The organism is Ramlibacter montanisoli, from assembly GCF_013087525.1.
Lineage (GTDB): Bacteria > Pseudomonadota > Gammaproteobacteria > Burkholderiales > Burkholderiaceae_C > Ramlibacter > Ramlibacter montanisoli.
The window spans coordinates 1012083-1034443 of record NZ_JABFCS010000001.1 but is presented as its reverse complement, the minus strand read 5'-3'; the positions used below and the strand labels follow the sequence as shown (position 1 = coordinate 1034443).

General features: G+C 69.0%; 19 protein-coding genes and 6 pseudogenes. 7 read left to right on the top strand and 18 right to left on the bottom strand.

Annotation, left to right across the window (positions count from 1 at the left end; all coding sequences use genetic code 11):
• Position 1 precedes the first annotated feature (1 nt).
• The 6 genes and pseudogenes from HK415_RS05385 to HK415_RS26855 all read right to left on the bottom strand — a co-directional run.
• Positions 2-697 carry a hypothetical protein gene (locus HK415_RS05385; protein ID WP_171557122.1) on the bottom strand — a complete coding sequence of 232 codons (696 nt, stop codon included), beginning with the start codon at positions 695-697 and terminating at the stop codon, positions 2-4.
• Between the two features lie 101 nt (positions 698-798).
• On the bottom strand, positions 799-1797 hold the full coding sequence (locus HK415_RS24570) for a Bug family tripartite tricarboxylate transporter substrate binding protein (RefSeq protein WP_253261773.1): 999 nt from the start codon (positions 1795-1797) through the stop codon (positions 799-801).
• A gap of 12 nt (positions 1798-1809) precedes the next feature.
• Positions 1810-2985 carry a 4-hydroxybenzoate 3-monooxygenase gene (locus HK415_RS24565; RefSeq protein ID WP_253261772.1) on the bottom strand — a complete coding sequence of 392 codons (1176 nt, stop codon included), beginning with the start codon at positions 2983-2985 and terminating at the stop codon, positions 1810-1812.
• Positions 2985-3341 (bottom strand): annotated as a pseudogene (locus HK415_RS26150) (DODA-type extradiol aromatic ring-opening family dioxygenase); the annotation flags it as partial. The gene HK415_RS24565 and the pseudogene HK415_RS26150, both read right to left, overlap by 1 nt.
• Before the next feature lie 32 nt (positions 3342-3373).
• Positions 3374-3826: a DODA-type extradiol aromatic ring-opening family dioxygenase gene (locus HK415_RS26145; protein WP_309246585.1), complete on the bottom strand. Its 453-nt coding sequence runs from the start codon at positions 3824-3826 to the stop codon at positions 3374-3376.
• A 76-nt stretch (positions 3827-3902) separates the two neighbouring features.
• A pseudogene (locus HK415_RS26855) lies at positions 3903-4094 on the bottom strand (protocatechuate 3,4-dioxygenase); the annotation flags it as partial.
• Between the two features lie 163 nt (positions 4095-4257).
• On the opposite strand from HK415_RS26855, the gene HK415_RS24555 reads away from it, so the two are divergent.
• The 3 genes from HK415_RS24555 to HK415_RS05355 all read left to right on the top strand — a co-directional run bounded on the left by HK415_RS24555 (position 4258) and on the right by HK415_RS05355 (position 5938).
• Positions 4258-4701, top strand: a complete 444-nt coding sequence (locus HK415_RS24555) for a MarR family winged helix-turn-helix transcriptional regulator (RefSeq protein WP_171557119.1) — start codon at positions 4258-4260, stop codon at positions 4699-4701.
• Positions 4650-4793: a hypothetical protein gene (locus HK415_RS05360; protein WP_171557117.1), complete on the top strand. Its 144-nt coding sequence runs from the start codon at positions 4650-4652 to the stop codon at positions 4791-4793. The genes HK415_RS24555 and HK415_RS05360 overlap by 52 nt, the downstream gene beginning before the upstream one ends.
• A gap of 194 nt (positions 4794-4987) precedes the next feature.
• Positions 4988-5938: a radical SAM protein gene (locus HK415_RS05355; RefSeq protein WP_171557114.1), complete on the top strand. Its 951-nt coding sequence runs from the start codon at positions 4988-4990 to the stop codon at positions 5936-5938.
• Between the two features lie 7 nt (positions 5939-5945).
• Here the strand turns inward: HK415_RS05355 and HK415_RS05350 are convergent.
• The 3 genes and pseudogenes from HK415_RS05350 to clpB all read right to left on the bottom strand — a co-directional run bounded on the left by HK415_RS05350 (position 5946) and on the right by clpB (position 10727).
• A pseudogene (locus HK415_RS05350) lies at positions 5946-7269 on the bottom strand (NAD(P)/FAD-dependent oxidoreductase).
• Positions 7270-7273: 4 nt separating this feature from the next.
• Complete coding sequence (locus HK415_RS05345; protein ID WP_171563181.1) at positions 7274-7918, bottom strand: response regulator; 645 nt, start codon at positions 7916-7918, stop codon at positions 7274-7276.
• 185 nt (positions 7919-8103) lie between these two features.
• Positions 8104-10727, bottom strand: a pseudogene (gene clpB / locus HK415_RS05340) (ATP-dependent chaperone ClpB).
• Between the two features lie 101 nt (positions 10728-10828).
• Here clpB and HK415_RS05335 point away from each other — a divergent pair.
• Complete coding sequence (locus HK415_RS05335) at positions 10829-11398, top strand: hypothetical protein (protein WP_171557111.1); 570 nt, start codon at positions 10829-10831, stop codon at positions 11396-11398.
• A gap of 1 nt (position 11399) precedes the next feature.
• Here HK415_RS05335 and HK415_RS05330 read toward each other — a convergent pair whose 3' ends face one another.
• Together HK415_RS05330 and HK415_RS05325 are read right to left on the bottom strand one after the other, a co-directional pair.
• Positions 11400-12629 (bottom strand): flavin-dependent oxidoreductase, encoded by a 1230-nt coding sequence (locus HK415_RS05330; protein WP_171557108.1) that lies wholly within the window; start codon positions 12627-12629, stop codon positions 11400-11402.
• Positions 12630-12631: 2 nt separating this feature from the next.
• Positions 12632-13596, bottom strand: a pseudogene (locus HK415_RS05325) (tripartite tricarboxylate transporter substrate binding protein).
• 94 nt (positions 13597-13690) lie between these two features.
• Here HK415_RS05325 and HK415_RS05320 point away from each other — a divergent pair.
• Together HK415_RS05320 and HK415_RS05315 are read left to right on the top strand one after the other, a co-directional pair.
• Positions 13691-14242 (top strand): MarR family winged helix-turn-helix transcriptional regulator, encoded by a 552-nt coding sequence (locus HK415_RS05320; RefSeq protein ID WP_309246584.1) that lies wholly within the window; start codon positions 13691-13693, stop codon positions 14240-14242.
• Positions 14243-14252: 10 nt separating this feature from the next.
• On the top strand, positions 14253-15206 hold the full coding sequence (locus HK415_RS05315; RefSeq protein WP_171557105.1) for a Bug family tripartite tricarboxylate transporter substrate binding protein: 954 nt from the start codon (positions 14253-14255) through the stop codon (positions 15204-15206).
• A 19-nt stretch (positions 15207-15225) separates the two neighbouring features.
• Here HK415_RS05315 and moaE read toward each other — a convergent pair whose 3' ends face one another.
• The 7 genes and pseudogenes from moaE to HK415_RS05280 all read right to left on the bottom strand — a co-directional run bounded on the left by moaE (position 15226) and on the right by HK415_RS05280 (position 21782).
• A complete protein-coding gene (moaE, locus tag HK415_RS05310) occupies positions 15226-15702 on the bottom strand; it encodes a molybdopterin synthase catalytic subunit MoaE (RefSeq protein ID WP_171557103.1) in 477 nt (158 codons plus the stop codon).
• An 8-nt stretch (positions 15703-15710) separates the two neighbouring features.
• Positions 15711-15962, bottom strand: coding sequence for a molybdopterin converting factor subunit 1 (moaD, locus tag HK415_RS05305; RefSeq protein WP_171557101.1), 252 nt, complete (start codon positions 15960-15962; stop codon positions 15711-15713).
• Entirely contained in the window at positions 15959-17185 is a 1227-nt protein-coding gene (locus tag HK415_RS05300) for a molybdopterin molybdotransferase MoeA (RefSeq protein ID WP_171557098.1), read from the bottom strand. Before HK415_RS05300 ends, moaD begins: the two co-directional genes overlap by 4 nt.
• 95 nt (positions 17186-17280) lie before the next feature.
• A complete protein-coding gene (mobB, locus tag HK415_RS05295; protein WP_171557095.1) occupies positions 17281-17814 on the bottom strand; it encodes a molybdopterin-guanine dinucleotide biosynthesis protein B in 534 nt (177 codons plus the stop codon).
• Positions 17811-19223, bottom strand: a complete 1413-nt coding sequence (thrC, locus tag HK415_RS05290; RefSeq protein ID WP_171557093.1) for a threonine synthase — start codon at positions 19221-19223, stop codon at positions 17811-17813. Before thrC ends, mobB begins: the two co-directional genes overlap by 4 nt.
• An 11-nt stretch (positions 19224-19234) precedes the next feature.
• Positions 19235-20559, bottom strand: a pseudogene (locus HK415_RS05285) (homoserine dehydrogenase).
• The gene (locus tag HK415_RS05280; protein WP_171557091.1) at positions 20556-21782 is read right to left on the bottom strand and encodes a pyridoxal phosphate-dependent aminotransferase; all 1227 of its coding nucleotides are present in this window, start codon (positions 21780-21782) and stop codon (positions 20556-20558) included. The pseudogene HK415_RS05285 and the gene HK415_RS05280 overlap by 4 nt, the downstream one beginning before the upstream one ends.
• 103 nt (positions 21783-21885) lie before the next feature.
• Here HK415_RS05280 and HK415_RS05275 point away from each other — a divergent pair, with 103 nt between their 5' ends.
• Entirely contained in the window at positions 21886-22260 is a 375-nt protein-coding gene (locus tag HK415_RS05275; protein WP_171557089.1) for an Mth938-like domain-containing protein, read from the top strand.
• The last annotated feature ends 101 nt before the right edge of the window (positions 22261-22361 follow it).

Genomic DNA, 22361 nt, shown 5'->3' with positions numbered 1-22361 from the left:
TTCAGGAGGCGATCGCCCAGTCGGGGCGTTCCTCGCGCTCGCTGTCGATCACCACCAAGTACTGGCCGGCGAAGGGCATGTGGTCGCCTTCGGGCGTGGTGCGGTCGGTGCGCTGCGCGTCGAGCACGCCGTAGGTGTCGAGGAAGGCCACCAGGCTGGGCGGCAGCAGCACGCGCCCGTCCGAATGCGCGGTGCCGAGCAGCGCGCGGTTGCGGCCGACGGCGGCGCGCGCCTGCAGGTGCAGTGCGCCGTAGCCGAGGCCCGACGCGCGACGTGCGCGCTGCGTGCCGAAGTCATAGACCCGCGAGGCCATCGCGCGGCCGGCATCGGACACCGAGGCCTGCGGGAACACGCCGCACGGCGTTTCCAGGCAGCCGGGACGCAGCGGGCTGCCGGTGGACGCGGGCGTGGCGCCCACCAGCTGGAAGCGGCCGGGCAGCAGGCGGAAGAACAGGAAGGCGGTCTGGATGGAGGGGCAGCTGTCCACCACCAGCAGGTATTGCGGCTGCAACAGGCCGTCGGGATGGCCCGCGAGTTCGGCTTCGGCCAGGCCCGCATAGATCCACACCTCGTTCTGCGGCACGTCCAGCTTCTGCGCGACGCCGGCGGCGAATCGCTGCGACAGTTCCCGCGGCGTGCAGACGCCGGCAGCGAACGAGGGCCAGGGCGCGAGCGCTGCCGCCGCCGAGAGCAGCATGCTCCGCCTGCGGATACCGATGACAGGGGCGCTTCGCATGCCGCCCATTCTGGGCAGCCAGGCGCGGCAGCGCCTTGCGCTGCGTCAACCATCCTGTGTGCTCAGGTCGCGGTGATGCGGCGCTCGCGGATCACGGCGCCGTAGCGCTTGCTGTCCTCGCGCATGATCGCGGCGAACTGCGCCGTCGACATGGGAGTCGGGTCGGCCGCCAGCGTGGCGATCTGCGCCTTCACCGCGGGCAGCGCGAGCGCGGCGTTCACCTCGCGGTTCAGGCGCTCGACGACGGCCGCCGGCGTGCCGTCGGGCGCGTAGAGGCCGTGCGTGGTGCCGGCATCGAATCCCTTCAGCCCCGCCTCGTGCAAGGTCGGCACGTCGGGATACGCGGGCGAACGCTGCGGCGCGCCGATGGCCAGCAGCTTCAGCTTACCTGCCTTCACGTGGCCCAGCGCGATGCCCGGGTCGAAGTAGAAGTCGATCTGCCCGGCCAGCAGGTCCTGCAGCGCGAGCGAGGCGCCGCGGTAGGGAACGTGCACCACGTACACGCCGGCCTGGCTCTTGAGCATTTCCCCCGCCAGGTGCAGGCCGGTGGCATTGCCCGCGGAGCCGTAGGTGACCTTGCCGGGATTCTTCTTCAGGTGCGCGAGGAACTCGCGCACGTTGTTCGCCGGGAAGTCGCCGCGCGCCACCAGGAACAGGTTCAGGCGCGCCAGCGCCGCCACCGGAACGAGGTCCCTGGCCGGGTCGAAAGGCATCTTGGCGAACACGTGCGGGTTGGTGGTGATCGTGCTGCCCGCCGTCATCAGCAGCGTGTGGCCGTCGGCCGGCGCCTTCGCGACGAGGTCGGCGCCGATCATGCCGCTGGCTCCCGCGCGGTTGTCGATCACCAGCGGCTGGCCCAGCGCCTGCTGCAGCGGCTGCGAGACCGCGCGCACCAGCGCGTCGGGCGAGCTGCCCGCCGGGAAGTTGCAGACCACCTTGACCGGCCTCGCAGGCCATGCATCCGCCTGGGCACGGGAAACGGTGGGCAGCGCCAGCGTCGCGGCGCCGGCGGCGGCTCCCACGAGGAAACGGCGGCGCGGAAAGTCGGGATCGTCAACCATGCGAGCTCCTTGTCATGCCTCCACCGGCAGGCCGGTGAAGTTCTCCGAGAATTCCAGCCGTCCGGGGACGGTCGTCGTCATGTACTCCAGGTCCGCGCGCTGCAGGCGGCGCACGAAGTCGTTCTCGCCCGGGAACTGGTGCACCATCGTGCAGAGCCCCGCGGAGAAGCGCTGCACCAGCCACATGCGCTTGAGACACACGGAGGAATAGCGCTCCAGCCACTCGCCGCGGCCCTCGCGGTACCGCTCGGTCAGCGCGCGCCCCAGCACCTTCACGTCGGCCAGCGCCGAATTGAGGCCCTTCGCGCCGGTGGGCGGCACGATGTGCGCCGCGTCTCCCGCGAGGAACAGGCGGCCGTGCTGCATGGGCTCGGCCAGGAAGCTGCGCATCGCGGTCACGCCCTTCTGCGTGATCGGCCCCTCCTGGACCGGCGGCAGGCCGGGGACGTCCAGGCGCTTGTGCAGCTCGGACCAGATGCGGTCGTCGGACCAGTCGTCGGGGTTCTCGTCCGGCGCGCACTGCAGGTAAAGGCGCGTGACGCTCGGCGAACGGATGCTCATCATCGCGAAGCCGTCCTCATGGCAGCCCCAGGTGATGTCCTCGATGGCGGGCCTGGCTTCCGCGAGGATGCCGAGCCAGCCGAAGGGATAGATGCGGTCGTAGACCCTCATGCGGTCCGCGGGGATGGCCGAGCGGCTGACGCCCCGGAAGCCGTCGCAGCCCGCGACGTAGTCGCACTCCAGCGTGGCCCTCTCGCCCCCGTGCTCGAAGTGGATCACGGGACGCGGCCCTTCCAGTCCTTCGATGCGCGTCACGGGCGCGTCGTAGAGCACGGGCAGGCCGCTGCGGTCGCGCGCGGCCATCAGGTCGGTGACCACCTCGTGCTGCGGGTACACCCAGGTGTTGCGGCCGCAGACCGCCTCGAAATCGATGGGATGCGATTCGCCGTTGAAGCGGAAATCGATCGCCCGCTGCTTCAGGCCCTCGCTCGTGACCCGCTCGCCGACGCCGAACTCCCGCATCATCGCGACGGTGCCCTGCTCCAGCACGCCGGCGCGCAGGCGGGTGCGCACGTGCTCGCGGCTGGACCGCTCGAGGATCACGGACTCGATGCCCTGCAGATGCAGGATCTGCGCGAGCATGAGCCCCGCGGGCCCGGCGCCGATGATGCCGACCTGCGTGCGCATCAGGCGGCCTCCTCGAGAGTGACCAGGCCCATGCCAGTGGTCATCGGCGCGTAGTAGTTGCGGTGCATCCGCTTCGCGCCGGCCGACAGCGCCCCGCGCATGACGAGCCACATGATCAGCTCGATGCCTTCGACGCCGAACTTTTCCATCATCGCCTGGTGGGTGAGTTCGGTCAGGCTCTCCGGGTCGCGCTCGATCCGTTCGAGGAAGTCGAGGTCCGCGTCCGGATCCATCGCGCCGAAGCCGGGGCCGGTGAGCTGGTGCGACATGCCGCCGGTGCCGATGATCGCCACCTTGATGTCCTTCTCGTAGCTGTCCACGGCGCGGCGGATCGCCTGCCCGAGCCGGAAGCAGCGGCGCGCCGTGGGCAGCGGGTGCTGCAGCACGTTCACCTCCACCGGCACCGAGGCCACCGGCCAGCCGTCCTCCGACGGGTCGAAGCACAGGTGCTGGGCACGAGGAAGCCGTGCTCCACCGCCATTTCCTGGCACACGGTGATGTCGAACTCGTCGTACACGAGCGAGCGGCACAGGTGCTGGGAGAACGCGAGGTCGCCGCGGATGGGCGGCAGCGGCCGCACGCCGAAGCCCTCGTCGGCGATCGGGTAGCTGTCCGCGCAGCCCACCGCGAAGGTGGGGTACTTGTCGAAGAAGAAGTCGGCGCCGTGGTCGTTGTAGACCATGATGCAGACGTCGGGCCGCAGCTCCTTGAGCCACTGCCGCACCGGCACGTAGGCGTCGAACAGGGGCTTCCACGCCGGCAAGGCGGTCTTGCCGCGGTCGTAGGCGCCGCCGATGGAGGGAACGTGGGAGGTGCCGATGCCGGCGACGATGCGTCCCATCAGGTGGCCCCCTGTCGTTGCGCGTGGCCAGGAACTGCTCGTAGCTCTCGCCGCGCATCTTCGCGCCCATCATGTAAAGGCCGTTGCCCGTCACCACCCCCAGCTTCAGCAGGAAGTAGATGTTGCCGCCGGCGGCGAGCAGGCCGGAGAAGTCGCGGTCGCGCACCAGCTGCTTCTCGTCTTCGCGCAGCTGATGGGCGGCCATGAAGGCTTCCTCGTCGCGCTTGAAGGCCTCGCGGTTGGCGGCGTGCGACAGGGCGTTGCACATCTTGTTGATGCGGTAGCCGCGCCAGGACTGGGCGAGGTCGAAGACCTCGGATCCCTGGATGCGGACACCGGGGGCGAGCTGGGGCTTGGGCATGTGGTCGGGGCTTGAAAGGATGGTGTCCAGTCTAGGCGCCGACCCGATAATTCATCTATACAACTACCGCGTGTTCCCGAGAAAGACTCCGATGTCCCTGGCCGACCCGCGCACCGTCGACGACCTGCTCAACTACCGGCTGAGCCGCCTGTTCGCGGCCAGCGGCGCGATGGTGATCCGCCTGTGCGAGGGCAAGTACGGCATCACGCGGCGCGAGTGGCGGCTGATCGCATTGCTGGCCGCGCACGGCGCGATGTCGCCGTCCGACCTGGCCGCACGCGCGCACCTCGAGCGCGCACGCACCTCGCGCCACATCACCGAGCTCACCGCGCGCAAGCTGATCCGGCGCGTGCCGGTGCCGGAAGACGGCCGGCGCGCGCAGGTGGACCTCACCCCGAGGGCCGCAGGCTCTACGAGGAGCTGTTCCCGCAATCGGTCGGCTTCAACTGCGAGGTCCTGTCCGTGTTGTCCGCGGGCGAACTGCAGGCCTTCGAAGCGGCCCTCGCCAAGCTGACCGAGAACGCCGAGCGCATCGCGGCGGGCCGTCCCGTGACCGAGAAGGCCGACCGGCGCCACGGCGGCGCGCGCCGCTTGCGCGAACGCTGAGTGCGCACTGCCCACGCCTGCTGGTGCAACCATGCCGAGGGAACGACCGGGCAGCCTGCTTGATGCACGTCAAGGGCTGCTCGCGCGCCGGGCACCTTGCCGCCTTCGGCCGCCGCGGTTAAGTGCCGCTTAAGTTGCCGCCCGAGTCTCCGCTCCCACGCCGGCAACCCGCCGGAACCGGAGAAGGAACAGGAATGAGCAAGGCCCCCTACCGCGTCGTGGTGAACTGGGAATGGACCAGCAAGTGCAATGCACGCTGCGCCATGTGCCCACGCCACGCGATCGCGAACCCCACCATCTCCAGGGAAGACAGCTTCGAGCAGACACTCGCGCGCCTGGACCCGCGCGACGTGTTCCGCTGCGTGATCGCCGGCTACGGCGAACCGACGACGCATCCGCTGTTCGATCGCTACCTGCGCAGGCTGCGCGGCCACCCCGTGACCTTCGACATGGCCACCAACGGCAGCCGCCTCCCGGAAGCGCGCCTGGAAGCCATGGACGGCGTCCTGCGCACCCTCATGGTCTCGTTCTCCAGCGTCGACCCGCAGGTCTACCAGTCGGTGCACACGAACCTGGACCAGGACGAGGTGATGGCGAACATCCTCGCCGCGGCGCGCGTGCTGCGCAAGACGCGGCTGGTGATCAACCTGTCGCCGACGCACGAATGCCTGGACACGCTGGACGACACCGTGGGCTGGCTGCGCTCCAACGGCGTGAACGACCTGCACATGTCGCCGACCTATTACGACCGCGCGGGCGCCCAGCAGACCGGAGGCCAGCCCGACACGGAGCGCCTGCGCACCGAGATCCGCCGGCACGGCCTGGGCAGCCAGGAAACCGCCTTCATCCCCGGCGCCGCGGAGATCTTCCGGCAGTGGCGCTCCAACCGGGTGAAGTGCGTGCCGCGCAACACCAACATGCTGATCTCGGCGACCGGCGACTACACCTACTGCTTCAACGACATCAGCGAGAGCCGCAGCCTCGGGCACGTGCGCGACACGAGCCTGCGCGAAGCTCTCGAGCGGCGCGAGCAGATGGAGGAGGAAGGGCGCCTCTGCAGCCAGTGCAACCTGCGCAGCCGCTATGGCCCCAAGGAACTCGCGCGGGTGGCGGTGAGCTACGTGAAGGCGCAGATGGCCGCCTGAGGCGCCTTCAGTTGTCGGTCGCGCGCGGGTCGATGCCGGTGACCACGCGCGCGTAGCGTTGCTCGCTCCAGTAGGCCGAAGCCCAGTCGATCAGCACGACGAGGCGGTTGCGGAATCCGATCAGGAAGTAGATGTGCGCGAACAGCCAGAACACCCAGGCGAGCCAGCCGCTGAACTGGATGCGGCGCCACGGCGTCCACAGGTCCACCACCGCTGAATTGCGGCCTATGGTGGCGAGGTTGCCGTAGTCGCGATAACGGAAAGGCTGCGTGGCCTGCCCCGCGAGGCGGCGCAGGATGTTGCCGGCCGCGGTGCGGCCCATCTGCTTGGCCGCGGGCGACACGCCGGGCACGGGGCGCGGATCGTGTCCCGGCAGGTGGCTGCGCGCCGAGGCCAGGTCGCCGATCACGCTGATCTCCGGATGGCGCGGCAGGCTGAGGTCGGGCTCGACGGCGACGCGGCCCGCGCGGTCCGCCTGCGCACCCGTCGCCTCCGAGCTGCCGCCCCAGCGGCGAGGCGGCGACACCGGCGGCCCACACGACGCAGCGGCTGGCGATGCGCTCGCTTGCCGCGCCGGCCGGCGGCTGGACGTCCAGTCCCTGCGCATCGATCGCGACCACGCGCGCATCGACCCGGACTTCCACGCCCAGTTTCTCCAGTTGCCTTTGCGCGCTCGCACTCAGCGCCTCGGGCATCGCCTGCAGCACGCGCGGCCCGCCTTCCAGCAGCAGGATGCGGGCCCGCGCCGGGTCGATGTGGCGGAACTCGCCCGGCAGGGTGCGGCGCGCGATCTCGGCCAGCGTGCCCGCCATTTCCACGCCGGTGGGCCCGGCGCCGATCACGACGAAGGTGAGCCAGGCATCGCGCGCCTCGGGGTCCTGCTCCTTTTCCGCCGCCTCGAAGGCGAGCAGCACGCGCCGGCGGATCTCGAAGGCGTCGGCCAGCGTCTTGAGCCCGGGCGCCAGCGGCGCCCAGTCGTCGCGCCCGAAGTAGCTGTGGGTGGCGCCGGCGGCGACGATGAGGTGGTCGTACGGCAGTTCGGCGCCATCGCGCAGCCGCACGTGCCTGGCCTGCGCGTCGATGGCAACCACGTCGCCCAGCAGCGTGGTGACGTTGGCCTGCCGCCGGAACAGGTGGCGCACCGGCGCCGCGATGGCCGGCGCCGACAGGCCCGCGGTGGCCACCTGGTACAGCAGCGGCTGGAACAGATGGTGGTTGGTGCGGTCGACGATGGTGATGTCGACGTCGGCGGCGCGCAGGGCGCGGGCGGCTTCGAGGCCGCCGAATCCACACCCGATGATGACGATGCGGGGCTTGCTCGTGGGAGGCACCGGCTCAGTCTAGCAGCCGGTGCTTGAGCGCGTAGTACGTGAGGTCGCTGTTGGAGCGCGCCTCCAGCTTGCGCATCAGGCGAGCGCGGTAGGTGCTGACGGTCTTGGCGCTGAGCGACAGTTCGGCCGCCACCTCGCCCGCGGTGCAGCCCTGCGCGAGCTTGAGGAAGACCTGGAGTTCGCGCGCCGACAGCTGCTCGTGCAGCCCGCCGGGCGTGGGCGTGATCACCTGGGACGCGAGCAGTTCTGCCACCACCGGCGTGATGTAGCGGCCGCCCTGCGCCACGCGCCGGATCGCCGTGCAGATCTCGCTGGGTTCGCAGGCCTTGTTCAAGTAGCCGCTGGCGCCGTTGCGGATCAGCGGCACCGCGTACTGGTGTTCGGGATAGCCCGAGAGCACCAGCACGGCGACGTGCTCCGCCTTCGCCTTGATCATGGTGAGCGCGTCGATGCCGCTCTGCCCCGGCATGTCGAGATCGAGCAGCAGGACGTCGATCTGCTGCGTGCGCACCAGGTCGATGGCTTCGCGGCCCGACGCTGCCTCGGCCACCACACGGATGTCGCCCTGGTCGTCGAGGTAGCCGCGCAGGGCCGTGCGCGTGATCGGATGGTCGTCCGCGATGCCCACGCGCACCGCACGCACCAGCATCGCCCCCGGAGGCGGGGACCCGGTGTGCTCGCGATCGCCGAAGCGCTGCAGCTTCACGGCTGCTCCTGTGGTGGGGCTGTACCGGGCCCGTCGGCCCGACCCGTCCATTAGGTATCGATGCGCCGCCCGCGCCTTGTAGTCGTCCTCCTACGAAGATGTAAGCAGTTTTTGCATCCTGCTTCCTTTCACGCAGTCGCCGCCTCCCGCCGGCTGCCCTGTGCCGGGCCGAAGTGGAAGACGCCGGGCTCGCGCACCGGGTCGACCTCCACCGGGATCGCGCTCTTGGGCGGGAAGCGCCCTTCCAGGATCAGCCGCGACAGCGGGTTCTCGATGCGCTGCTGGATCGCCCGCTTGAGCGGCCGCGCGCCGAACACCGGGTCGAAACCGACCTTGGCCAGTTCCTCCAGCGCCGCCGGCGAGACCTCCAGCTTGAGGTCCATCTTGGCCAGGCGCTGTTCCAGCACGCGCAGCTGGATCTTCGCGATCTTGGCGATGTGGTCGGCGCCCAGGCCGTGGAACACCACCGTCTCGTCGATGCGGTTCAGGAACTCCGGGCGGAAGTGGTTCTTCAGCTCGTCCCACACCGCTTCCTTCACGTCCTCGTAGGGCTTGCCCACCATCGCCTGGATCATGTGCGAGCCGATGTTCGAGGTCATGACGATCACCGTGTTCTTGAAGTCCACGGTGCGGCCCTGGCCGTCGGTGAGGCGGCCGTCGTCCAGCACCTGCAGCAGCACGTTGAACACGTCGTGGTGCGCCTTCTCGACCTCGTCGAGCAGGATCACGCTGTAGGGCTTGCGGCGCACGGCTTCCGTGAGGTAGCCGCCCTCCTCGTAACCCACGTAGCCGGGCGGCGCGCCGATCAGGCGCGCGACCGAGTGCTTCTCCATGAACTCGCTCATGTCGACGCGGATCAGGTGCTCCTCGGTATCGAACAGGAAGTGCGCCAGCGCCTTGCACAGCTCGGTCTTGCCCACGCCCGTGGGGCCGAGGAACAGGAAGGAGCCGGTCGGGCGGTTCGGGTCCGACAGGCCGGAGCGCGAGCGGCGGATGGCGTTGGCCACCGCGGCGATCGCCTCGTCCTGGCCGACCACGCGATCGTGCAGCTTGTCTTCCATCATCAGCAGCTTCTCGCGCTCGCCCTGCATCAGCTTGGACACGGGGATGCCGGTGGCGCGCGCCACCACTTCGGCGATCTCCTCGGCGCCCACCTGCGTGCGCAGCAGCTGCGGCTTGCCGCTCTTGCCCTTGTTCGTTTCCGCGGCCTGCGCCTCCTTCAGCTGCTTTTCCAGCGCCGGCAGCTTGCCGTACTGCAGCTCGGCGACCTTGTTGAAGTCGCCCTTGCGGGTGAACTCCTCGATCTGGTGGCGCAGCTTGTCCATGTCCTCGCGGATCTGGGCGCTGCCCTGCGCGGAAGCCTTCTCCGACTTCCAGATCTCCTCCAGGTCGGAGGTCTCCTTCTTCAGCCGGGCGATCTCTTCCTCGATCAGGGCCAGCCGCTTCTGCGAGGCCTCGTCCTTTTCCTTCTTCATCGCCTCGCGCTCGATCTGCAGCTGGATCATGCGGCGGTCGAGGCGGTCGATCGCCTCCGGCTTGAGTCGATCTCGATCTTCACCTTGGAGGCGGCCTCGTCGATCAGGTCGATGGCCTTGTCCGGCAGGAAGCGGTCGGTGATGTAGCGGTGCGAGAGTTCCGCCGCGGCGACGATCGCCGGGTCGGTGATGTCCACGCCGTGGTGGGCCTCGTACTTCTCCTGCAGGCCGCGCAGGATGGCGATGGTCGCCTCCACCGTCGGCTCGCCCACCAGGATCTTCTGGAAGCGGCGCTCCAGCGCGGCGTCCTTCTCGATGTACTTGCGGTATTCGTCCAGCGTGGTGGCGCCCACGCAGTGCAGCTCGCCGCGGGCCAGCGCCGGCTTGAGCATGTTGCCGGCGTCCATCGCGCCTTCGGCCTTGCCCGCGCCCACCATGGTGTGCAGTTCGTCGATGAAGACGATGGTCTGGCCCTCGTCCTTGGCCAGTTCGCTCAGCACGGTCTTCAGGCGCTCCTCGAACTCGCCGCGGTACTTGGCGCCGGCCAGCAGGGCCGCCATGTCGAGCGAGAGCACGCGCTTGTTCTTCAGCGTTTCCGGCACTTCGCCGGCGACGATGCGCTGCGCCAGGCCTTCGACGATGGCCGTCTTGCCCACGCCCGGCTCGCCGATCAGCACCGGGTTGTTCTTGGTGCGGCGCTGCAGCACCTGGATGGCGCGGCGGATTTCCTCGTCGCGGCCGATCACGGGGTCCAGCTTGCCCATGCGGGCGCGCTCCGTGAGGTCCAGCGTGTACTTCTTCAGCGCCTCGCGCTGGCCTTCGGCTTCGGCGGAATTCACGTTCTGGCCGCCGCGCACGGCGTCCACCGCGGACTCGAAGGACTTGCGCGACAGGCCGTTCTCGCGCGCGATGCGGCCGATGTCCTGCTTGGTCTCGGCCACGGCCAGCAGGAAGTTCTCGCTGGCGATGAACTGGTCGTTGCGCTTGAGCGCTTCCTTCTCGGACTGCTGCAGCAGACCAGCGAGGTCGCGGCCCACCTGGACCTGCTCCTGGCCCTGCACCTGCGGCAGCTTGTGCATCGCGCCTTCGGCGGAGGCGAGCAGGCCCTGCACGTTGACGCCGGCGCGCTGCAGCAGCGCGCGCGGCCCGTCCTCCTGCCGCAGCATCGCCACCAGCAGGTGCGCCGGTTCGATGTACGCGTGGTCGTTGGCGAGCGCAAGGCTCTGCGCATCGCCCAATGCTTCCTGGAACTTGGTGGTCAGTTTGTCGAGTCGCATGAAATACTCCGTTACGGCCCAGATAGGCGTAGCCCGGTACTTTTCAAGGGCGGACTGTAGGCCGCGGCTGCGAAACCGGGGCGTGACTAGAATCAAACCTCATGCAGATCCACCAGATGTCGGTCACCTACCTGCCGGAGCAGGACCGCATCCTCATGCGCATCAACACCGTCGAGGGCGAGGAGATGCGCATGTGGCTCACGCGCCGGCTGATGGTAGGCCTGTGGCCGCTGCTTTCCAAGCTGCTGACCGAGCACCTGCTCAAGCTGGAATCCGCCGGAGCCTCACTTGCGGGCGCGAATCCGGAACTCAAGAAGATGCTCGCCGAGTTCCGGAAGGAAGAGTTCCTGCAGCACGCCGACTTCGACACCCCGTACAAGGAAGGACAACAGCGCCTGCCCCTGGGGGAGGAGCCGCTGCTGGTGACCGACGTGGACGCCACGCCGCTGGCCAACGGGCCGCTGCGCCTGAACTTCAACGAACGGGCGCCGGGCGGCGCCGCCAAGCCGCGCAGCTTCCAGATGGAGATGCAGCCCAAGCTGATGCAGGGCCTGATGCACCTGCTGGACCAGGCCCTGCTGCAGTCCGGATGGCGCGAGCCCTTCGTGCCGGTGGCGGCGGTGGAGCCGGCGGCGGATGATGACGCGACGCGGCCGCGCTACCTGAACTGAGCTACTTCACGTTATCGAGCGTGAAGCCCGCCACCCGCTTGTACTCGTCGGAGATGCGGCGCAGCTCCTCTTCGCTCACCAGGTCCTCGATCGTCCCCGGGAAGGGCTGGCCGCCACTGAGTTCGTCGGCCTTCATGATGATGAAGTCCGGCGGCACGGTGCGGTTGGTCTCCACCACCTTCGCGGTGGCCGGCAGGCGCTTCGCCTCGTAGTCCTGCAGCACCTGCACCGGGTCGCCGCCCTGCGCGAACAGTTTCGCAAGGGTTGCCGCGTCGATCAGCGCCTGCGCGCTGCCGTTGGAGCCGCGCGGGTACATGGGGTGCGCCGCGTCGCCGAGGAACGTGACGCGGCCGAAGGTCCAGCGCGGCACCGGGTCCTTGTCCACCATCGGGTACTCGAGGATCTCGCGCGCGTTGCGCAGCAGCGCGGGGACGTCGAGGAAGTCGAACTTCCAGTCCTGGTAGATCGGCAGGAAGTCCTCCAGCCGCCCCGGCCGGTTCCAGTCGTTCATGCCGGCTTCGGGCTGGCGGATCTCGGTGGTCCAGTTGATCAACTGGTTGCCGTGGCCGTCCACGTTGTCGATGATCGGGTAGATCACGATCTTGCCGGTATCGACCGTGCCTATGCGCAGGTAGGTCTTGCCGGTGAGGATCGGCTTGTGCACCGTCACGCCGCGCCAGGTGTTGATGCCGGCGAAGGCCAGCTTCTCCTGCGGATAGAACTGCCGGCGCACGGCCGAATTCACGCCGTCGCAGGCGATGACGATGTCGGCCTCCACCGAGGGGCGCAGTTGCCCCTTGACGTCCTGGAAGGCCAGCGTCACCTTCTGCGTGTCCTGCTGCAGCCCCACGCAGCGGTGGTCCAGGTGGATGCGCGCGGAGCCCAGGCGCTGCAGGGCCGCTTTGTACAGCACGCCGTGCAGGCGGCCGCGGTGCATGCCGATCTCCGGCACGCTGTAGCCGGCGTGGCGGCCGCGCGGCTCGCGGTAGATGAACTGGCCCCAGCGGTTGAAGAACACGCTCTCCAGGTTCTCGATGCCCTGCGCCTCCAGCTGCGGCTGCACGCCCAGCGCGGCGAGCTCGCGCACCGCGTGCGGCAGCAGCGTGATGCCCACGCCGAGTTCCTTGACTTCCGGCGCGCCTTCGTACACCTCGCAGGCGATGCCGCGCTGCTGCAGGCCGAGCGCGAGCGCGAGGCCGCCGATGCCGCCCCCGACGATGGCAATGCGCATGGTCAGTCGGCCTTGATCTTGGCGCTGCGGATCAGTCCCGCCCAGCGGTCGGCGTCGCTCGCGACCAGCCGGCGGAATTCTTCCGGCGAGCTGGACGCCGGGTCCATGCCCTGCGTGGAAAACGCGGTCCGCACCTCGGGCGAAGCGAGGATGTCGCGCAGCTCCTGGTTCAGCTTCTGAACTTCAGCCGGCGGCGTGCCGGGCGGCGCGAAGATGCCGAACCACATGTCCACGTTGACATCGCCGGCCTTGGCTTCCTTCAGCGTCGGCAGTTCCGGCAGCAGGGGATGGCGCTTGTCACTGCCGATGCCCAGCGCCACCAGCTTGCCGGTCTTCACGTGCGGCAGCGCGACGTGGATCGGCAGGAACATGGCTTCGATCTGGCCGCCCAGGATGTCGGTCACGGCCTGCGCCGTCCCGCGGTAGGGGATGTGGGTCAGGTACACGCCCGCGGTCTGCTTGAACAGCTCCATGGACATGTGGTGCGGGGTGCCTACGCCCGGGCTGGCATAGTTGATGCGCCCCGGCCTGGCCTTGGCGGCGGCGACCAGCTCGCCGGCGCTCCTGAAGCCCGTGCCGGGATGGGTCACCAGGATCAGCTGGCCCCAGCTGGTCAGCGACACCGGCACCAGGTCCTTGACCGGATCGAAGGGCAGGTGCGGATACAGGCCCTTGTTCATGACCAGGGTGTTCACGCTGACCAGCAGCGTGTTGCCGTCGGCCGGCGCGCGGACCACCGCCTCGGTGCCGATGTTGCCCGAGGCGCCGGCGCGGTTTTCCACCACCACGGGGCGGTTCAGCCGCTGGCCGAGCTTGGGCCCGACCGTGCGGGCGACGATGTCGATGCCCGTCCCGGGGTGAAGGGAACGATCAGCTTGAGGGGCACCCCCGCCTGGGGCGCCTGGGCCAAAACGCTGAAGCTGAGCAGCGCCAGGGCGGCGGCGGCCGTACGCATGAGCAGGTTCATTGATATTCCGGCTTGCTAGTTGGCATGCTAACGAGTATGGAACGGGCGCGCCCGGTGCACAATTCGCGCATACCCGCAACCAGGGCCCCACCACGTGAGTGCAGCGCAGAAGATTCCCTCCAGCCTGTCGCGGCTGTACGCCCGCCCAGGCTTCCTGCTGCGCCGCGCGCACCAGATTTCGGCCGCCGTGTTCGAGGACGCCTGCCGTGACCTGGGCCTCACGCCGGCCCAGTTCGGCGTGCTGACGGTGCTGCAGGCCCATCCCGGCATGGGCCAGTCCAGCCTGGCGCGCGCGCTGGGCTTCGACAAGGTGACGGTGCTGCGGGTGTTGCGCGGCCTGCAGGCGCGCGGCTTCGTCACCCGAGGGCCGGCGGAGGAGAACCGCCGCAACGTGTCGGTCTCGCTCACGGCGGAGGGCGAGCTGCTTCTGCAGCAGGCCCAGAAGCCCGCCGAGAAGGCGTACAAGCGGCTGATGGCGCCCCTGGACAAGCAGCAGCAGGAACAGCTGCTGGAGCTGCTGCAGTTGCTGACCGGCGAGCTGGAGGAGGAGGCGCGCGCCGCCTTCGTGCCCCCGCGGTGCCAGTTCCGCGTCAGGCCGCGTAAGTCCGCGCCGGTATGCTTGGTCGCATGCCGAACCCGTCCCTGAGCTCCACCCCTTGCGCCGCCTGCTGCTGGCGGGCCTGTTCACCCTGGCCACCGGCCTGGCGCATGCGCAGGCGCCCGCGCCCATCCGCATCCTCGTGGGCTTCCCGCCGGGCGGAGGCACCGACGCGATCGCACGGGCGCTGGCCGACAAGCTGAAGGACCAGCTCGGCGCACCGGTGGTGGTGGACAACCGCGCCGGTGCCGGCGGCCAGATCGCCGCGCAGGCGCTGAAGGTCGCGGCCCCGGACGGCCACACCTTGTTCCTGAGCCACGACCACTCGATCTCCATCCTGCCGCTGGTGACGAAGAACGCGGGTTTCGACCCCGCCGTGGACTTCATCCCGGTCGCCGGTTTCGCCACCTTCGCCAATGCGCTGGCCGTCTCCGGTGGCACGCCGGCGAAGTCGGTCGCCGAATACGTGCGCTTCGTGCAGCAGAACGGCGGCAAGGACACGATCGGCGTCCCGGCGCCCGCGTCCATCCCCGAGTTCATGGTCGGCATGATCGGCGGCAAGTACCGGATCGACGTGCAGGCCGCGCCCTACCGCGGCAGCGCGCCCATGATGGCCGACATGCTGGGCAACCAGATCAAGGCCGGCGTGGCGTCCATTCCCGACTTCATCGAGAACCACAAGGCCGGCAAGCTGCGCGTGGTGGCCGTGATCGGCGACAAGCGCCAGGCCATCCTGCCGGACGTGCCCACCTTCGCGGAACTGGGCATCGCCGGCCTGGAGGAACTGCCCTACTACGGCCTGTTCGCGCCGGCCGGCACGCCGCCGGCGGTGATCGAGCAGTTCAACCAGGCGCTGGCCAAGGTCGTGGCGATGCCCGACGTGCGCGAGCGGCTGACCGCGATGGGGCTGACGGTGGCGTTCCAGCCGCAGGCCGCGTTCGCCAACCGCGTGCGGGGCTACACGCAGAGCTGGGACCGGATCATCAAGGCGAGCGGGTTCCAGCCGAAGTAGCCGCCGCCGCGGCCCGCGCTCAAGAATTCTTGCTGGCAATGCCCCAGCGCGCCAGCGCCGCGTCGTCCGCGACCCGCGCGTCCACCCAGCGCTCGCCGTCCGGCGTGCTCTCCTTCTTCCAGAACGGCGCCTGCGTCTTCAGGTAGTCCATCAGGAATTCGCAGGCCCGGAAGCTCTCGCCGCGGTGCGAGGACGTCACGACCACCAGCACGATCTGGTCCTTCACCTGCAAGGGACCGACGCGGTGGATCACCCGTGCACCGCGGATGTCGAAGCGGCGGAAGGCTTCGTCGATCATCTGCTCGATGGCCTTCTCGGTCATGCCGGGATAGTGCTCGAGCTCCATCGCGCTCACCGCGCTGCCGTCGTTGCGGTCGCGCACGGTGCCGATGAAGCTGCAGACGGCGCCGACGCCGGGATCCTGGCCGCGCAGCGCCGCGATCTCGGCGCCGACGTCGAAGTCTTCGGCCTGGATGGTGACGCGGGTTGCGGCCATGGCTCGCCTCAGCCGCCGGTGACCGGCGGGAAGAACGCGACCTCGCAGCCTTCGCGCAGCACGGCGGCATCGTCGCTCATGACCTGGTCCAGCGCCATGCGCACGTTCCGGCCGCGTGCCAGCGCCGACGCATAGGGCTCGCCCCGCGCGATCAGTTCGTCGCGCAGCGCGCCCAGCGTTTCGGCGCGCGATTGCACGGTCTCGGCGCCCTGCCCCACGGCTTCGCGCACCGATGCGAAGTACTTGATCCGGAGGTTCATCCCAGCAGCTCCGCCATCGGCAGGAAGCGCACCAGTTCGCCGCGCGCGATCGTCTTGCCCGCCGGCACGTCGATGAGGCCGTCGGCCCACACCGTGGACGTCAGCACGCCGGAACTCTGGTTGGGGAACAGCTCCAGGCCGCCCTGCGCATCGCGGCGCGCGCGCAGGAACTCGCGGCGCTTGTCCGCGCGCGGCCATTCGAAATGCGCGGGCAGCTGCACCGCCCGCGGTGCGAAACGCGTGGCGCCCTGCAGCTTCAGCAGGAAGGGCCGCACCAGCAGCAGGAAGGTGACGAAGCTGGACACCGGGTTGCCCGGCAGGCCGATGAAGTGCGCGTTGCCCACATGGCCGTATGCAAAGGGCTTGCCGGGCTTCATCGCGATCTGCCACAGGTCCAGCGAGCCCAGGTGCTGCACGGCGGGCTTGATGTGGTCCTCCTCGCCGACGGACACGCCGCCGCTGGTGAGGATCAGGTCGTTGTTGGCGGAAGCAGTGCGCAGCGCCTCGATGGTGGCTTCGCGCTGGTCCGGCACGATGCCCAGGTCCTGTACCTCGCAGCCGAGGCGCTGCAGCAGGCTGCGCAGGAAGAAGCGGTTGGAGTTGTAGATGGCGCCCGGCTTCATCGCCTCGGGGGCCACCTGTCCCGGCATCACGAGCTCGTCGCCGGTGGAGAACAGCGCCACGCGCGGACGGCGCGTCACCTGCAGCCGGTCGCGGCCGATGCTGGCGGCCAGGCCCTGCGCGGCGGGCCCGATGCGCTCACCCCTCGCCAGCACCGTGCTGCCGCGCGTGATGTCCTCGCCGCTGCGGCGGATCCACTGGCCCGGCGACGGCACGCGCAGGATGCGCACGTGGCCCTCGTCGATGGCCTCGGTGTCTTCCTGCATCACGATCGCGTCGGCGCCGGCGGGCACGGGCGCGCCGGTGAAGATGCGGGCAGCGGTGCCGGGCTGCAGCGGCTGCGGCGCGGCGCCGGCCGGGATCCGCTGGCTCACCGGGAAAGGCACGCCCTCGTCGGCGACCTCGGCGCTGCGCACCGCGTAGCCGTCCATCGAACTGTTGTCCTGCGGGGGAACCTGCAGCGGCGACACCAGCGCCTCGGCCAGCACGCGGCCGTCGGCATCGAAACATGCCACGCTCTCGGTCTCCGCCAGCGGCCGCGCCTGCGCCAGCAGCGCCTCGAGGGCGTCATCCAGCGGGCGCAGCGGCGGGCGGGAATTCATCGAACCTCCCCAGGCTTGCCCGCCGAGCGGGCTGCGCCTCCCCCTCCGCAAGCGGAGGGGGCCCGCGCCTTCGGGCGGCCGTGCGGCGCTCATGTTCACACGTATCTCTCCGGGTCGTACTCGAACCGGTCGCCATTGTCGACCAGCCATTGCGCAACCGCATCCGGGTCGTTGAGATCCAGCACCGGCCGCAGGGTGGACTGCGGCAGCTGGTCGGCCGAATCGGTGGCGATGGCGACGATGAAATCGTCGTCCGGGTAGCGCACCGGCTTGCCGGATGCGGCGCGCCACACCTCGACCTTGAGCAGGTTGCTTTCCTTGAAGCCCTCGACCAGCACCCAGTCCACGCCCTCGTAGAGCTCGGCGATCAGGTGGTGCACCTTGAGCGTGGACGGCCGCTCGAACTCGCGCATCAGCGCGAGGCGGCGATCGGAGGCGACCACCACCTCGAAGGCGCCCGCCTCGCGGTGGCGCCAGGTGTCCTTGCCGGGATGGTCGATGTCGAAATCGTGGTGCGCGTGCTTCACGACCGAAACGCGCAGCCCGCGCATCTTCAGCGCGGGAATCAGGCGCTCGACGAGGTGGGTCTTGCCCGAGCCGGAATAGCCGGCGAAGCCTACGGCTTTCATGCGCAGTGCGCCGCGATGAATTGCTTCACGCGCTCGGCATCGGCGGGCAGCACGGTCACGCGCTTGGGGAGGTCCTCGATGCCGGCGAACTTCGCGGGCCGGTCGGGCTCGCGCCCGAGCGCTTCGACGATGGTCTCGGCGAACTTGATGGGCAGCGCGGTCTCCAGCACGATCATGGGCACGCCGGCGCGGCGGTGTTCGCGCGCGACCTTCAGGCCGTCGGCGGTGTGCGTGTCGATCATGGTTCCGAAGCGCTCCCAGGTATCGCGGATGGTCGCCAGGCGGTCGGCGTGCGTGCTGCGGCCGGAGACGAAGCCGTAGTCCTCGCGCGCCTTGCGCATTTCGCTGCCCAGGGTGAACTGCCCCCTGGCCGCCAGTTCCTCGGAGAACAGCGCGCGCACCTTGGCGCCGTCGCGTCCGAGCAGGTCGAACACGAAGCGCTCGAAGTTGCTGGCCTTGGAGATGTCCATCGAAGGGCTGGAGGTCTCGTAGGTGTCCTTGGAGCCGCGCACGCGGTAGGTGCCGGTGCGGAAGAACTCGTCGAGCACGTCGTTCTCATTGGTCGCCAGCACCAGCTGCGCGATCGGCAGGGCCATCATGCGCGCGACGTGGCCGGCGCAGATGTTGCCGAAGTTGCCGGAGGGGACGGCGAAGGAAACGCGTTCCTCGTTGGACTTCGTGGCCTGGAAGTAGCCCGCGAAGTAGTAGACCACCTGCGCCACCAGCCGCGCCCAGTTGATCGAATTGACGGTGCCGATGCGGTACTTGCGCTTGAAGGCCAGGTCGTTCGACACCGCCTTGACGATGATGTCCTGGCAGTCGTCGAACACGCCTTCGACCGCCAGGTTGTGGATGTTGGCGTCCTGCAGGCTGAACATCTGCGCCTGCTGGAAGGGGCTCATGCGGCCCTGGGGCGAGGTCATGAAGACGCGCACGCCCTTCTTGCCGCGCATCGCGTATTCGGCGGCACTGCCGGTGTCGCCCGAGGTCGCACCCAGGATGTTCAGCTCCTCGCCGCGGCGCGCCAGTTCGTACTCGAACAGGTTGCCCAGCAGCTGCATCGCCATGTCCTTGAAGGCCAGCGTGGGCCCGTTGGACAGGGCTTCAAGATACACGCCGTCTTCCAGCTGCTTCAGCGGGACGATCTCGCGCGTGCCGAACACTTCGGCGGTGTAGGTCTTGCGGCAGATGGCGCGCAGGTCTTCGGCCGGGATGTCGTCGATGTAGAGCGAGAGGATCTCGAAGGCGAGGTCCGCATAAGGCAGGCCGCGCCACTTCGCGAGCGTCGCGGCATCGACCTTCGGATAGCGCTCGGGCAGGTAGAGGCCGCCGTCCGGTGCCAGTCCTTCCAGCAGGATCTCGCAGAAATGCTTGCGGTCCGGATGGCCGCGGGTGGAGAGGTACAGCATGGTCGGGGCCTTCAGGCCAGTTCTTCCTTGCGGATGCGGGTGATGGGCGCCAGCACGGTGGCCAGGCCCTGCATCTGCGCGATCACCTCGTTCATCGTGCCTTCGCGAACGCTGTGCGTCAGCAGGATCAGGTCCGTCTGGGTGGAGCCCTTGCCGCCGATGGCGGAGGCCTCCCGCTGCAGCATGGCGTCGATGCTGATGCCGGCGGTGGCCAGCAGGCCGGCCACCTTGGCCAGCACGCCGGCCTGGTCGGCCACGCGCAGGCGCAGGTAGTAGCTGGTGACGACCTCGCTCATGGGCAGGATGGGCGCGTCGCTCATCTGGTCCGGCTGGAAGGCCAGGTGCGGCACGCGGTGCGCCGCGTCCACGGTGTGCAGGCGCGTCACGTCCACCAGGTCGGCGATCACGGCGCTGGCGGTCGGCTCGCTGCCGGCGCCCTTGCCGTAGTACAGCGTGGTGCCGACGGCGTCGCCCTGCACCATCACCGCGTTCATCGCGCCTTCCACGTTGGCGATCAGGCGCTTGCAGGGCACCAGCGTCGGGTGCACGCGCAGTTCGATGCCTTTGGGCGTGCGGCGCGAGATCCCGAGCAGCTTGATGCGGTAGCCCAGGTGCTCGGCGTATTCGATGTCCACCGAGGACAGCTTGGTGATGCCCTCGACGTAGGCCTTGTCGAACTGCACCGGCACGCCGAAGGCGATGGCCGACATGATGGTCGCCTTGTGCGCCGCGTCCACGCCCTCGATGTCGAAGGTGGGGTCCGCTTCGGCGTAGCCCAGGCGCTGCGCTTCCTTGAGCACCACGTCGAAGTCCAGGCCCTTGTCCCGCATCTCCGACAGGATGAAGTTGGTGGTGCCGTTGATGATGCCGGCGATCCACTCGATGCGGTTGGCGGTGAGGCCCTCGCGCAGCGACTTGATGATCGGGATGCCGCCGGCCACCGCCGCCTCGAAGGCCACCATCACGCCCTTCGCATGCGCCGCCGCGAAGATCTCGGTGCCGTGCACGGCCAGCAGCGCCTTGTTGGCCGTGACCACGTGCTTGCCGGCGGCGATGGCTTCCATCACCAGCTGGCGGGCGATGCCGTAGCCGCCGATCAGCTCGATGACGATGTCGATGTCGGGGTTGGCGATGATCTCGCGCGCGTCCTTGACCACCTTGGCGTTGCCGCCCACCACCGCCTCGGCGCGCGCGCGGTGTCGAGGTCGGCGACCATGGTGATCGCGATGCCGCGGCCGGCGCGGCGCTGGATCTCGGCCTGGTTGCGCTTGAGGACGTTGAAGACGCCGCTGCCCACGGTGCCTATGCCCAGGAGGCCGACTTGGATCGGTTTCATTTCGAGTGGCGCTTGCGATAGTTGTCGAGGAAACGGGCGATGCGGCCGACGGCCTCGCGCAGGTCGTCCTCGTGCGGCAGGAACACGATGCGGAAGTGATCGGGCTGCGGCCAGTTGAAGCCGGTGCCCTGCACCAGCATGACGCGCGTCTCCTGCAGCAGTTCCAGGAAGAACTGGCGGTCGTCCGCGATCGGGTACATCTTCGGATCGAGGCGCGGGAACATGTAGAGCGCCGCCTGCGGCTTGACGCAGCTGACGCCGGGGATGGCGGTGATCAGCTCGTAGGCCAGGTCGCGCTGGCGGCGCAGGCGCCCGCCCGGGTTCACCAGCTCGTTGATGCTCTGGTAGCCGCCCAGCGCGGTCTGGATCGCCCACTGGCCCGGCACGTTGGCGCACAGGCGCATGTTCGAGAGCATGGTCAGGCCCTCGATGTAGTCGGCCGCGACCTTCTTGTCGCCCGACACCACCATCCAGCCGGCGCGGTAGCCGCAGGAGCGGTAGCTCTTGGACAGCGAGTTGAAGGTCAGCGTCAGCACGTCCTCCGACAGGCTGCCGATGGCGGTGTGCTTCACGCCGTCGTACAGCACCTTGTCGTACACCTCGTCGGCCAGGATCACCAGGCCGTGCTGGCGCGCGATCGCCACGATCTCCTTCAGCAGCTCGTCGGAGTACAGCGCGCCCGTGGGATTGTTCGGGTTGATGACGACGATGCCCTTGGTGGCCGGCGTGATCTTGCGGCGGATGTCGTCGAGGTCGGGCATCCAGCCGTTGGCCTCGTCGCACATGTAATGCACCGGGGTGCCGCCGGAAAGCGCGGCGCTGGCGGTCCACAGCGGGTAGTCCGGCGAGGGCAACAGCAGTTCGTCCCCTTCGTTGAGCAGCGCGTTGGTGGCCATCGCGATCAGCTCGCTGGCGCCGTTGCCCAGGTACACGTCGTCGAGCGTGACGCCCTTGATGCCCTGCTGCTGGGTGTAGTGCATCACCGCCTTGCGCGCGGCGAAGATGCCCTTGCTGTCCGAGTAGCCCGCCGAATTCGGCAGGTTGCGGATCATGTCCTGCTGGATCTCCTCCGGCGCGTCGAAGCCGAACACGGCGAGGTTGCCGATGTTCAGCTTGATCACCTTGTGGCCTTCTTCCTCCATCTGCCGGGCGGCGTCCATGATGGGACCGCGGATGTCGTACAGGACGTTGGCGAGCTTGGTGGACTTTTGGACGGTCTTCAATGGCCCTCCCGGGGGCGGTGACACGAGGTGAAACCTATAATTTGACCATAAGTCCGCATCCGCCCCTCGGCACGCGGCGATCTCCTCACCCTCGCGACACCTCTTGAAGCTCCAACCCGATCAATCCGACGCCCAGACCATCAGCGCCTATGGCCCGGGCTGGGTGGCCGTAGGGGCGGAAAAGATCACGCACAACGTTGTGCTCGGCTCGCACGGGGAGCGCATCGAATGGGCCGGCAGCTTCGAGCAGCTGGGGCCGGAGCACTTCGCGGCGCTGGCGCAACTGAAGGTGGAAGTGGTGATCTTCGGCAGCGGCCGCCGCATCCGCTTTCCCCAGCCGGCGTGGCTGGCGCCCCTGGCGGCGCGCCGCATCGGCGTCGAAACCATGGACACGCCGGCGGCCTGCCGCACCTACAACATCCTGGCCCAGGAGGGCCGGGACGTGGCAGTGGCCCTGCTGCTCGATGCGGAACCCTGAGCCCTCGCGGCCTGCGCGGGGCTTTTCGCGGTAAAATCTCGTGTTGCGGCCGGGCCTGCGCGAAGCCTGCCGCCAACGAGCAAGACTGTCACACAGAACCA